This window comes from ANME-2 cluster archaeon (assembly GCA_014237145.1).
GTDB lineage: Archaea > Halobacteriota > Methanosarcinia > Methanosarcinales > Methanocomedenaceae > Methanocomedens_A.
Map to the genome: position 1 here is coordinate 15634 of JAAXOC010000075.1, position 13029 is coordinate 28662.

Consider the following 13029-nt stretch of genomic DNA (forward strand, 5'->3'; position numbering starts at 1 on the left):
AAGGTGGCTGTTGGTCTCTTTGATGTTCAGCCTCCGATTGCGAGCATTCTTTTAAGCACGAAATAAGATGCAATTCCACTTAATGAATATGCCAGCACTATTGCACCAAAAATCCCTGTGAGACCGAACAGGTATGACCCCACATAAGCCAGTGGGATATACAGGCCGAACATCTGTATCACCATGAGGACTGCTGCAGGAATAGGTTTATTCAACACATTCAAGATCATGGTCGATATTAAGAAAACACCAAATAAAGCATATCCTATAGGGACGATCCACAGATAGAGCATAATTATTGATATGACCTGTGGGTCGTCATTGAACAATGAGGCAATTGGCCGGGCTGCTAACGCAAGCGTGGTGAACATTGCCACACCCCAGGCCAGTGAAAAAACATTACTGTATTTGACACCCAGATTCACCCTATCAAACCGGCGGGCACCCCAGTTCTGGCCGACAAACGGCCCTATAACCGTTGACAGGGCAAAGATCACGGCCATGGCAAAGAATTCGATGCGGATACCTACACCAAAGGCAGCTACTGCTTCATGGCCGTATGATGCCACTAAGGCGTAGATAACAACCATGGCAACGGGAGAGAGCAGTCTGGTCCCGGCAACAGGCAGTCCGATGTACAGGATGCTCTTCCATGAATCGATTACTTCTTTTTGGGCAGGCGGTTCAAATGTTATCATCCTGTCACGATAATAAAGCACCCACAGAGCGACGACCAGCGTAATGGCTCTTGAAACAACAGTAGCAATGGCTGCTCCTGTGAGTCCTAGCATGGGGAAAGGACCGAGCCCGAATATCAACAGGGGGTCGAGTATGATATTTACAACCACGGCCACTAGCATTATGGCGCTTGGGGTTTTGGTATCGCCTGTTGCGCGGATTGCATTATTCCCTACCATGGGGATTATGACAAAGAGCACACCGGGATACCAGATGACCATGTATTCTCTTATCAGGGGTATAATCTCGGGCTCTGCACCGAGGAGAATGAACAGGGGCTCGATGGTCAGCATCCCGAAGGCTACAAAGAATGCGACCAGAAGGAACGATAGGATAAGGCTGTCTGTTGTGAGCCGCTGTACTTTATGATGGTCGCCCCTGCCGATGGCTTGTGAGATGACAGCTGAGGCTCCGGTTCCTATTCCCATTGCCAGGCTGACGATTACCATTATTATTGGAAAGGTGAAACTCAGTGCTGCCAGTTCCTGTGTGCCCAATTGACCGACAAAAAATGTGTCTACAAGGTTGAATGCTACCATGCCTACCATACCGATTATCATGGGTATGGTCAGGTTGAAAAGGGTTTTTGCGACTGGTCGTTCAGTAAGTCTGGGTTTTTTAGTGGTAGTTGTCAAGTGTTCTCTGGGTGGTTATGGGGTGGAGGGGTAATAATGGTATTCTGGGAAATGGCTGGGGGTTTGTTGCTTTATTGAGGATGAATCGGGATTATTATTGCTAACCTCGGATTGGAAAATCTGAGGCATCCCGGCGCGGGTGCATGTGGATTTTCATCGTTTTTTATTTTTTTAGCTTTTATCGGTAAAAATGGGTACGAAAATTATGAGAGTGGCTGCTTTTAGTATTGCTGCTTGTTATATGAGTCTCGAAGAGGGCGAACGAGTGAAACGAGCGAAGCATTCCGAACCCCGCCATTTATTGTTTTGTTTTGAATTTATCGTAAGAATAAACTATCAAACATGAGATGAAGTACCACCATAAAAGATTTAACAGAAATATTATATTTATTGTTAAAGCCGACATTGAGAATGGGCTCATATCAAATGCGCCAAGGATGCTAACTACAACAAAAAATGGAGCTTTTAAGATATAATCGATAATAGTATCTGGCACTTCCACTACAGTACCTATTGGAATATCACCCCCCCAACTGGCAATAATGATTGGTTTCAAAAATATGAAAACAATATAAAAAATATATATAGCTACAGATATTAAATATTTTTTCCCGTATGGTTTAAAAAATTCTTTCCAATTCATACTAATTGTTTACTTTAGTTATTTGTGTAGTTGTTGTCTTGGCGGCGGTCGGAATGTCATATAACTCATTGATATCCGAACTCATGTTCGTCCATACCATCTTAAAAATAAGAGTATAAATAAACTTTGTTTCTCACCATGTCCTTTTTTGTAGCCTTATCCGTGCCCCAATTTAGGCGCCACGACTGTTATTCTGGTTCATGCTATTCCAAGGATGCACATAACGCCTATAGTTACAGTCAACGATATACCACATTCAAATGTAACGAGGCCTGTATAGAGCGATTTCTGGTATTATTCACTCCTATACAGGAACAATAATAATATACTACAAACTTTGCGAAAAGGTTTATCTTTATAAATCAGATTCACAATCTCTACTCGAAAGTCCAGGTTTGGAATATACCTTATTTTAATAATTCAATTACCCACATTAAAACAAACAATCCTTCTTCCACCCAACCATCCCGTCATTTAACCTTAAGTACCATTAAACCAAATCCAATTATCAGATAAAAATGAACCAAGTAAGCCATACCACAGTCCATCTCAATGAAATTGTCCAATCATGTTTACCGAACCAGAACTTTGAAATATCGTATCTGCAGGATAGAGCAGGATGAAAAAGCATAGCATGATTTCCAGAGAACTCATCGAACAGCCGGATGAAGCAAGCATAAAAACATCTGCACTCATCGCAGCTACACTGGCATCATTCCTTACTCCTTTCATGGGCTCATCCGTGGTTATTGCGCTCAAATACATTGACATCGAATTTGCTGTTGATGCTGTATTGCTGAGCTGGATCGCAACCTCGTATCTACTAGCTGCTGCAGTGTTCCTGGTTCCATTCGGGAGAATTGCAGATATCTATGGAAGGAGGAAAATATTCATATATGGAATCATGATATTCACAGTCTCTTCTTTCCTCTGTGCAATTTCACCATCGGTCATTGTACTCATCATATTCAGGATATTGCAGGGAATGGGAAGTGCAATGATCTTTGGGACTGCTGTAGCTATAGTCACGTCAGTATTTCCGGTTGGAGAGCGGGGACGAGCCCTGGGAATAAATGTAGCAGCAGTCTATCTGGGACTTACCCTCGGTCCTTTTTTGGGCGGCTTCCTTACACAGCATTTCGGGTGGCGAAGTATCTTCCTGGTAAATGTACCTCTCGGCATAATTGTGATATTCTTCACCATCTGGAAAATGAAGGGAGAATGGGCAGATGCAAAAGGAGAAAGTTTTGACCTTAGAGGTTCGATCATTTACGGAATAGTACTGGTATCTATAATGTATGGTCTTTCCCTTCTGCCCAATATCCCGGGTGCCTGGCTGATATTCATCGGTATTGCAGGGATATTGTTGTTTATTTACTGGGAAAAGAAAGTGGAGCATCCTGTAGTGAATATGAACATTTTCAGCAATAACAGGGCCTTTACATTCTCCAATCTGGCGGCTCTTATCCATTATTCTGCTACTTTTGCGGTCTCGTTCCTTTTGAGCCTTTATCTGCAATACATTAAAGGACTGCCCCCCCAAAGTGCGGGTTTAGTGCTGGTGGCGCAGCCTTTTGTGATGACTGTTCTCTCACCCATGGCAGGCAAGATCTCAGACATGGTCGAGCCGCGAGTAGTGGCTTCAATGGGGATGATGGTGATGACAATAGGGCTCTTCCTTTTCACCTTACTGGACAATGAAACGACCCTGACATTTATTGTACTCAATCTGATATTACTTGGCTTTGGTTATGCTATGTTCTCATCACCCAATACCAATGCCATCATGACCAGTGTGGAAAAAAGATATTATGGAATTGCTTCCGGAACAATGGGTACGATGCGGCTGGTGGGGCAGATGCTGAGTATGGGAATTACCATGTTATTATTTACAGTATTTATGGGCAGGACACAGATAACACCAGAATATTATTCTCCTTTTATTGAAAGTATAAAGGCTGCTTTCATGATCTTTTCGGTTCTGTGTTTTGCCGGGATATTTGCATCTATGGCACGGGGCAAGGTTCATTAAATCGAATAGACATCAAAAGTTTTCACGGTGTATTGAGCATTTCCACTTATATACTGACTGTTGCCATCACTAGTAAATGTCGCCTTCTCGTTATCTATTGGCATTTCACATCGCTTTTTTACTATTTTCATTAGCTTGTCTGCTGTTTTCTGCACTCTTTTACCACTACTGTGTGCCAGGTGGAGTTTTGTATCTGCCTTCTTTGCTATGTAGATCCAGTAATCGCCATGTTTATCAGAGTAATCATTTCCTTCGTCAACGTTTTTTTGTTTTTTTTTATAAAATACCACATTTCATCCACCTGAACTTCACTAAGTTCAATATCCTTTATTAAAAAGTCAGTTACATCCCTCGCGTGTCTTGCTATGTCTTTTACAACATCTAATATCGTGTCGCGATGTATCCCAGTTATGCGTTCAATGGCTCTTATTCCATTTTTTTCTACCAGTAATTTGCAGATCAAGATTATCTGGTCCTGTGATAACTTGCGATTGTAAAAAATAGTGTTTTTGGTCTCTACGAAGACACCACCGCATGTTTTGCACTTAAACCGCTGTTTGCCATTTTTGTCGTGCCCGTATTTGACTATGTTGGCTGTGTCTCTCTTGCTGTAGTCATTGCAATTTTTGTTCGAGCAAAATTCATTTTTCAGGTCTATTTTTAATTTGTTTTTTGCCATAGTTGACAAATATGCATTCCACTTCATGTGTCATCGGTTTAGAGTAATATTGTGATAGAACACGGATTTTACAGATGACACGGATGCGCGCGGATACGAAAATAAATCCGTGAAAATCCGTCTAATCCGTGTCATCTGTGATCTATTCAAACTAAATTGGTCAAGCATAAAAAATCATTGGTTATTTGGAAAAAATACATATCGAGCCAGTCAAACTCCTTAACCGATGACTAATGCATTCCACTTATATATCAACTGCGTTGCCGGACATGACCGAATAATCTTACAATTCCAGGGCTTACAGCTATTCTATAATTGTTCTGTAAAATCGTAATTAAGAGGTCATTTGTAGCGTAGATCAAAGGAACTGAACTTGCCGGCAGGCTCTTCCCATTCTTCTTCCACGTTCCTGACATCTGCAAAGGGTGGTCCCATATGGCACCACTGTATCATCTCATGAACCCGTTGAGGAATTCCCTCAAATACAGCTTCAACGTTCCCATCAGGAAGGTTCATTACCCAACCTTTTAATCCCAGTTCTACTGCCTTTTTCATAGTATTGTGCCTGAAAAACACTCCCTGCACTCTTCCTGAGATAATAAGATGCACCCTGATATCGCTCATGACGTAAACCTTTAGAATTTTAACTGGATATATGTATAATTAACCTCTTATTTTATATAGTATTACTATGCACAACTTCAAGGAAGATGAATAAAGAGATATTGATAAACCAGGTCATAGGCATACTGGAACAAAGCGGATTCAATGTTTCAGAACGCTGCAATATCAGGCCAAGAAGCTTTGACATCGCTGCAAGGCGCAATGAACGGCTATTATTGATAAAAGTACTTTCCAACATCGACGGTCTTAAAGAGGATACTGCACAAGAGATGATGTACCTTGCAGAATACCTGGAGGGGTCTGTGCTTTTGGTTGGGGAGAAGACCAGGGATCAACCACTTGAACCCACTGTCGTATATTATAGATATGGTATTCCATCTGTTAATATCGATACAATATTTGATTATTTTATAGAAGAACTGCCGCCTGTGGTATATGCAGCACCTGGGGGGCTGTATGTGAGTGTGGATGGTAGTGTGCTGCGTGAACAGCGAATACGCAAACAACTTTCAATTGGAGCCATGGCTTCAGACCTTGGTTTATCCAGGCGTACCATAAGTAAATATGAAGAAGAAGGTATGGATATGTCTGTTGATATGGTGATTAAGATCGAAGAAATGTTCAATACCGGAATTGCCCTTGCTATTGATTTTCTAAATGTAAAAAATACAAATGTGAAGTCCAGGAGCCATCCGGTTGAAAAGGAGCCAGGAACAATAATTAAATCTATATTATCCAATTTAGGCATTGATGTGATTCCAATCTCACAGGCACCGTTCAGTGCTGTTTCATTTGAGCACAGGGAGAGCATTGATCAGGATAATGTGTCCAAGATTCTCACGGGTTTTAGTGAGTACTCAGGAGCAATGATGAAAAGGGCAAAGTTAATGAGCAGCATCTCTGAAGTGACAAATACTCATTCCATGGTCATTGTAAATGGATATTGCAGGTCAGAGATGATAGAAAATACTGTACTTGTGGAGAAGAAAAAACTTGACACAATGGATGATTTTCTTGACCTTATGACTTTTATTTCCGAAAAGGTCAAAAAGACTTGAATTGCCAGATAAAATATGACAATTTATTTATTTGTCATCAACATAGTATTATACTTAGTAATATATTGAATACCAATATATTAATCTGTGTGGAGTAAAAAATGAAGTCTTTTGCAATAATACGTGCAGATAGTCCTACAAAGGTACATACTGCGCTACTTGATTTAAGGAGATACGGACAGATGGTGTTTTCAGGACCACCAAGATCCATATCACCGGATTATGCAGACGAGATACTTGGGAAGGTAATGAATCGTCCATTGAAAAATAAGTGCTATGCAGCAGCTTTAGTTTCACTGAACACAAGTCCAAGTGTCGCTATTGGAAAACTTACAAAGATACATCCGCCTGCACATGTGGTCATTGTCAGTTCCCAGCATAAAGTGTTTGAGGAACTGGGAAAGAATATTAAGATCCTGCCTGAGTTTAGCCAGCGAGACAATGAAATGCTGCAAAATAATGACTGACAAATCAAGAAAATGCTCACTTCGTTCACATTTTCTAAGCCTACAGTAAAGTATATACTTCCCTATACGTCAAGAAATAGCTGCTGACTTTTAACTCGTGATCACTTCGAATATGATCGTATATACGATTGCGCTCTAATAAGGTGGTCGGCAAGTACCAGTGCTGTCATGGCTTCGGCTACAGGTACGATCCTGGGTGGGATTGTTGGGTCATGTCGCCCTTCTATTGTTATATTGGTTTCGAACATATCAGACATGTCTACAGTCCTCTGGGACCGGGCAATGGAGGGTGTGGGTTTAACAGCTATTCTGCAAACGATTGTTTCACCGCTGGAGATGCCTCCCAAAATCCCACCGGCATTGTTGGTGGAACATACCACCTTCCCATTTTGCATTTCGAAAGGGTCGTTCATCTGGCTTCCTGTCATGGTGGCAGCTGCAAAACCTGAGCCTATTTCCACGCCCTTGACTGCACCGATTCCCATAAGAGCCCCTGCAAGGTCACAGTCCAGTTTATCGAATACGGGCTCGCCCAGGCCGGGCGGAACCCCAAGAGCCAGTATCTCAACAATTCCGCCGATGCTATCCTTATCTTCCCGGGCCTGTTTTACTCTTTCCAGCATGGCCTTTGCAACTTCGGGGTCGGCACAGCGTACCGGGTTCGATTCCACATTGGCCTTTATGTCATTGGCCTTTATTTCATCAACTTGTACAGGTGAAGCTTTAATACCGCCAAGTTCAACAACATAAGCCAGTATTTCGATTCCGTGTCTGGCAAGTATCTTTTTAGCTACTGCTCCACCAGCTACACGGCCAATGGTCTCCCTGGCAGATGAGCGCCCTCCTCCCCTGTGGTCACGTAGACCGTACTTCATCTGGTACGTATAGTCGGCATGACCGGGGCGGGGCATGTTCCTGATAATGTCATATTTGGAGGAGTCAGCATCTTTGTTTTTGACCTGCATGGCAATGGGCGTGCCTGTAGTCTTACCCTCGAACACTCCTGAAAGTATTTCCACCTTGTCCTCTTCCTGCCTGGGTGTGGCAATCTCGCTCTGGCCGGGACGTCTGCGGTCCAGTTCAAGCTGGATATCGGTGTCTGTCAACTCCAGTCCGGGAGGGCAGCCATCGATGACCACGCCTATGGCAGGACCGTGGCTCTCGCCCCAGGTTGTGATTGAGAATGCTTTTCCAAAGGTGTTGCCCATCATGGTATCCAGATATGCGGTTTGTATATATAAATGTAGATTGACTAATTGGACTGAGTTGAAAAAATAATAGAATATTTCATCTATACCAGATTCCATTCCCTGGATTTTGTCTCGGTTAAAACCTATTTTTCCTTGTCCTTCAGAATATTCTCAAGCTCTTCTCTCTGCTCGGGAGTAAGCTCTCCCATGGCCTTCTGTGACTCGAATGTCATCTTCCTGATAAACAGGTTCTCCAACATAGGCAGAACATGTTGTGTCTGCTGCTTACTCTCATACCCGGCCCTGGCTGTGTCCCTCATCAAGGTAAGTTTTTCTACAGTCATGCTGCCCTGCCCCAGTCCCGGACAGTCCACATCCACAATAATATAATTCTTGCCGTTATAACCCAAGGGGAATGAACGGCAGGAAAGCGGCCTGCTATCACCCAGTGTGCACTCGCTCTTTTCAAGGTCATACAATGCACACACAGTCCTGTCATCTTTTGTCTGTTTGTCCAGTTGAATGGCAACAGAACCAAAATCCCCCTCAATAAACAAGTGAGGCAGTACCTTGTACATCAGCCCATGTTCCATCCAGTCATTTATGTCATCCAGAAATGCCATTACATCCCTTTCACAGCATTTCCCGCATTCCTGGCATTCAAATACGAATTTCGGTTTATCGTTCATAATTTCAACATCCTCACATAAAGTCCTATTCTGGTATCCCTTTCTAAAAGTAGGGTAATAATATTTGTATAAATCATTGTTTATATTTATCTGCCACAGAGAGCACAGAGGACACAGAGAAGAAATCCTCTGTGATCTCTGTGTTCTCTGTGGCTATTATTTTTGCCCTATTATTTGAAGTGGATACCGATTCTGCTTACAATTAAGATTCAGGTCCGGGAACTCCTGGTGATCTCCCCAGCCATATCAGTGGTCATGATCCTCCTGACCTCATCAATATCCCCGGTCTGCCCCAGCGCCCACATCAATTTCACCAGCGCAACCTCGGGCATCATATCCTCGCCCTCTATGGCTCCGGCCTTCAGGATGTCGCGCCCTGTATCATACACCCGGTCGCACACCCTGCCACTTAAGCACTGGCTGGTCATCACTACAGGTATCCCGGCTTCGGTTGTCCTTTCGATATACGGCACCCATTCAGTAGACACATGGCCCAGCCCTGTCCCCTCAATAACAATACCCTTATAATTGGCAGAAGCAAACAACAGGGTTTCCGGACTTGCCCCTGTAGTATATTTTATTAGCGTGCACCTGGGCTCAATATTGGAATTAATGGCAAGTTCCTTCTCCCCACGTCTGGCATGGTCAAGATAGGTTGTGATCTCACCGGATGGGTAATCCACCCTGCCCAGGGGCCTTGAATTAATGGACTTAAACGCATCACGCCTGCTGGTATGCATCTTCCTAACCTTCGTTGCTTTATGTATGTGGCAGAAATCGTCCGAGGTTGTCCCGTGCATGACCACAGTAACCCCGGCAATATCGCTGGTAGCCACCTTTGCTGCGCAGATGGCGTTCATAGCATTGTCACTGCTGGGACGGTCAGCACTGCGCTGGCTGCCTACGAACACAACAGGCACCGGCGTCTCGATCATAAACGCAAGGGCTGCGGCAGTATACATCATAGTATCAGTACCGTGGGTGATAATCACCCCGGCAGCTCCGGCTTTTATCTCATTATATACCTCTTCTGCAAGTTTGACCCAGTATTCAGGCTGCATGTTCTCAGATAAGATACTGTAGCAAACCCTGGCATTATAATTAGCGATCTTGGTAAGTTCAGGAATGGCCAGTAAAATATCCTCTGCCGTGAACTGGCTGGTCACTGCCCCGGTCCTGTAGTCTACCTTACTTGCAATGGTCCCGCCCGTGGATAGGATGGATACATTGGGCAGGTCAGGATCATGAGGCGGCAGTTCTACTGTTGCAGCCTGCATATCCTGTTTTTTCTCAGCCAGCTCCATGGTAATATTACCAGGATCAAATCCCACGTTATACCCGTTCTTCAATTTAATGACAGCACTGTCCGTGATCGAGGGCATTAGTACACCGTCAAAAGTGCGATTGCCCTGTTTTACCAGTACGCTGTCCCCTTCTTCTACTGTCATGCATTACCTCTTTCAATAAATGAATCCTTAATGTTATCAAGCTTCTTCATGGCATCCTGAACAAAATTGGTTTTTTCCATGAGCGTATTAATATCCAGCGATAACTGGTAATTGCGCTCTTCTATCATCCTGCTTACTTCAACTGGTGAGGGACCACCGACTACATTACGCCGTTTTACATTCTCCATGACATCAAGAGCCCCATCAAACATCTCCTGGCTAAGCCCCTCATCCGAAAGTTTCCTGCCTGTTATCTCAAGTGCGATCCTGTCCAGCTCTTCAAGTGTCCTGACATCACTCTTTGACAGCGTACCTACGATCTGGTGTGCGGTCCTGAAAGAAATTTCAGTTGTCCGGACAATCGTATCAGCAAGTTCTGTAGCAGTAGAAAAACCGGTGCCTGCCGTAGATTCCATTTTTTCGGTATTGATTTTCATAGTGGGAAGCATACCTGCCATTATTATTACTGAACTGATGGTGGTACCTGCCGCCCTCCACATGTGGGGAGTTACTTCCTGCAGGTCCCTGTTATAGCTCATGGACAGTGCCTTGGTTATGGTCAACACAGACATAAGGCATCCGTAAACCGTACCTGTCTTTCCCCTCAGGAGTTCCGCAGTATCAGGATTCTTTTTCTGTGGCATGATGGATGATGTGGAAGCATACTGGTCATCCAGTTCCACAAATCCGAATTCCTCTGAACTCCAGGAAATGATCTCTTCTGCAATCCGGCTCAGGTTTGTCATTATGTTGGAAAATACGGATATGGATTCCAGGACAAAATCCCTGGTACTTACGGCATCCATTGAGTTTTCAACGATTTCGTCAAATCCAAGCAGTTCACGTGTACGTTCACGGTTGATCGCAAATCCTGTCGATGCGAATGCTGCTGCTCCCAGTGGTGACATGTTCGTTCTCATGTATGCACCCAGTAACCTCTGGGTATCCCTTGATAGGGCATCGTGGTGGGCAAGCAGATGATGGGCAAAGGTAGTGGGCTGGGCATGCTGCAGGTGCGTAAATCCGGGCATCAGGGTATTTGTATGCTCCCTGGCGAGCTCCAGCATGGTCTTTCTAAGTGTGATGAGTTTATGCATCAATGTAAGCAGTTCATCCCTTAATCTGATACGGATACATGTGGCGACCTCATCGTTTCTGGAGCGTGCGGAATGCATTCTTCCACCTGTATCCTCGCCTACCAAATTTATTAGCTTTGCTTCGATGGATATGTGTAGGTCTTCATATGACATATCAAGCCCTTCAAACCCTTCCTGTTTAATAGTATCCAGGGCCCCGAGGATCAGTACACAATCATCATTGGTTATGATCCCGACTTCGCTTAACATCACCACATGAGCCATGTCTACGAGCAGGTCAGCATCGAATATCATCCTGTCCGCATCCATTGAAGAAAGATAATCCAGGACATCCGGATCTTGTTCTAATCCCAGGCGTCCTCTTCGTAAAATGTTATTCATAACGCACCTATGTATCATACATGAATGTTAAATGGAATAAAGTTTTTGAATAATCCCTTGATGTCATGTGCATTGGTCACAATGCGTACCAATTTTTCTATATCTCTTTTTAGGTGCAGGTGACCGATGCAACTGCAATCGGAACTCCCGAACCTGTGTATCGTTTTAGTATGTGACCCGATCGTCCCCGATATTTGACATTCCAGGTCCTGGTCAGTGTGTGTCAGCACCACGCCCCTTGGTATGGTATGCGGCAATAGGTAGTCTATATGCCAGCGCCTGGTCGGGTTACGCCCGGCTGCCACGTCAAGGTGCCGCCTGATCCTGCTAAAACCGCCACCACCTCTTGCCGAGCCAGTATATGAATAATAACCGGCAGGGAACTTGATCTTTCCCAGTGCCCCTACTGTTATGCACATATCTTTTTTTAGTTCCAGTAACAGCGAATAGATACCTCTGCCTTTGGGTATGGTAATATCCGGATCATTCATCAACTATAATTATGTGGTGAGGTTTTAACTATTATTGTTGGTTCATTGCTCTGTAAGGGGAACTATCAGGTTATTAATCTTGAGCGCAAGATTTTGCTGGACCGGTTAAATGTAACATCACCCAAAATATAACAGCCCGGATGAGCACTCAGAATTCGATAGATTCCAGCCTCAACAGTTCCAGTTTAAGTCCTATTCCCAGGGAATAGCCGCCAGGCCCGTGTTTTGAGACTATGCGGTGACATGGGATAATTACAGGCACCCTGTTCGACCCAAGGGCATTTCCCACTGACCTTACTGCTTTTGGCCTGCCTGCCATACTGGCAAGCCGGGAATAGGTAATACAAGTACCCCAGGGAACGGACCTGGTGGCAGTAAGCACTTCCTGCTGGAACGGTGTAAAACCTGACAGGTCCACATCATAGGATGAAAAATCTACGTTCTCCCCCATGAAGTATCTTTGCAGGTCAGAGGTTACCGGCAGGGTTACGCTCTCGTCACCAGGACGTTGCTCAAATAACTTCACTGACCTGACAGACACAGGATCTGCTTCCACAGCCACCCACCTTTTCACTTTGTCAGCAAAAAAGCAATCCGTTACATATTTTTTCATGATCACATAATATACCAATCAGAATCGTCTATTATCTGGACATTTGTTCTCCGGATATCTGTTACCGAATCATTTGAAGTTGTCTGGATATCTGTTACCGAATCATCTGAAGTTGTCTGGATATCTGTTACCATATTATTTGAAGTATCCAGGCCAGCTGCCCGGCAGATAGCTTCATCGAGATCCCTCTGGTATTCCTGGTGATAAAGACTTCCGAAGCTGAATTTCAAGTCAGGGTTATGGA

At 44.0% G+C, this 13029-nt stretch carries 13 protein-coding genes and 1 pseudogene; 3 read left to right on the forward strand and 11 right to left on the reverse strand.

What is annotated here, in order from left to right; translation table 11 throughout:
* Positions 1-26: 26 nt before the first annotated feature.
* Together HF974_09660 and HF974_09665 are read right to left on the reverse strand one after the other, a co-directional pair.
* The gene (locus HF974_09660) at positions 27-1298 is read right to left on the reverse strand and encodes an MATE family efflux transporter (protein ID MBC2698574.1); all 1272 of its coding nucleotides are present in this window, start codon (positions 1296-1298) and stop codon (positions 27-29) included.
* Positions 1299-1671: 373 nt separating this feature from the next.
* On the reverse strand, positions 1672-2016 hold the full coding sequence (locus HF974_09665; GenBank protein MBC2698575.1) for a hypothetical protein: 345 nt from the start codon (positions 2014-2016) through the stop codon (positions 1672-1674).
* A gap of 634 nt (positions 2017-2650) precedes the next feature.
* Here HF974_09665 and HF974_09670 point away from each other — a divergent pair.
* The gene (locus HF974_09670) at positions 2651-4048 is read left to right on the forward strand and encodes an MFS transporter (protein MBC2698576.1); all 1398 of its coding nucleotides are present in this window, start codon (positions 2651-2653) and stop codon (positions 4046-4048) included.
* 44 nt (positions 4049-4092) lie between these two features.
* Here HF974_09670 and HF974_09675 read toward each other — a convergent pair.
* Together HF974_09675 and HF974_09680 are read right to left on the reverse strand one after the other, a co-directional pair.
* Positions 4093-4727: pseudogene (locus HF974_09675) on the reverse strand (IS1 family transposase).
* 342 nt (positions 4728-5069) lie between these two features.
* Positions 5070-5351, reverse strand: coding sequence for an acylphosphatase (locus HF974_09680; GenBank protein ID MBC2698577.1), 282 nt, complete (start codon positions 5349-5351; stop codon positions 5070-5072).
* A gap of 86 nt (positions 5352-5437) precedes the next feature.
* Here HF974_09680 and HF974_09685 point away from each other — a divergent pair, with 86 nt between their 5' ends.
* Complete coding sequence (locus HF974_09685) at positions 5438-6409, forward strand: transcriptional regulator (protein MBC2698578.1); 972 nt, start codon at positions 5438-5440, stop codon at positions 6407-6409.
* A gap of 101 nt (positions 6410-6510) precedes the next feature.
* A complete protein-coding gene (locus tag HF974_09690) occupies positions 6511-6876 on the forward strand; it encodes a DUF356 domain-containing protein (GenBank protein MBC2698579.1) in 366 nt (121 codons plus the stop codon).
* 101 nt (positions 6877-6977) lie between these two features.
* Here the strand turns inward: HF974_09690 and aroC are convergent, their stop codons facing one another.
* The 7 genes from aroC to HF974_09725 all read right to left on the reverse strand — a co-directional run.
* Positions 6978-8087 carry a chorismate synthase gene (gene aroC, locus HF974_09695; protein MBC2698580.1) on the reverse strand — a complete coding sequence of 370 codons (1110 nt, stop codon included), beginning with the start codon at positions 8085-8087 and terminating at the stop codon, positions 6978-6980.
* Between the two features lie 122 nt (positions 8088-8209).
* A complete protein-coding gene (locus HF974_09700) occupies positions 8210-8755 on the reverse strand; it encodes a YkgJ family cysteine cluster protein (GenBank protein MBC2698581.1) in 546 nt (181 codons plus the stop codon).
* Positions 8756-8964: 209 nt separating this feature from the next.
* Entirely contained in the window at positions 8965-10203 is a 1239-nt protein-coding gene (gatD, locus tag HF974_09705; GenBank protein ID MBC2698582.1) for a Glu-tRNA(Gln) amidotransferase subunit GatD, read from the reverse strand.
* Positions 10200-11681 carry an argininosuccinate lyase gene (gene argH, locus HF974_09710; GenBank protein MBC2698583.1) on the reverse strand — a complete coding sequence of 494 codons (1482 nt, stop codon included), beginning with the start codon at positions 11679-11681 and terminating at the stop codon, positions 10200-10202. Before argH ends, gatD begins: the two co-directional genes overlap by 4 nt.
* Positions 11682-11695: 14 nt before the next feature.
* Complete coding sequence (locus tag HF974_09715; protein ID MBC2698584.1) at positions 11696-12172, reverse strand: GIY-YIG nuclease family protein; 477 nt, start codon at positions 12170-12172, stop codon at positions 11696-11698.
* A 148-nt stretch (positions 12173-12320) separates the two neighbouring features.
* Entirely contained in the window at positions 12321-12623 is a 303-nt protein-coding gene (locus HF974_09720; protein ID MBC2698585.1) for a methylated-DNA--[protein]-cysteine S-methyltransferase, read from the reverse strand.
* Between the two features lie 164 nt (positions 12624-12787).
* Positions 12788-13029 (reverse strand): hypothetical protein (locus HF974_09725; GenBank protein ID MBC2698586.1); only part of this gene is annotated, 242 nt, incomplete at its 5' end.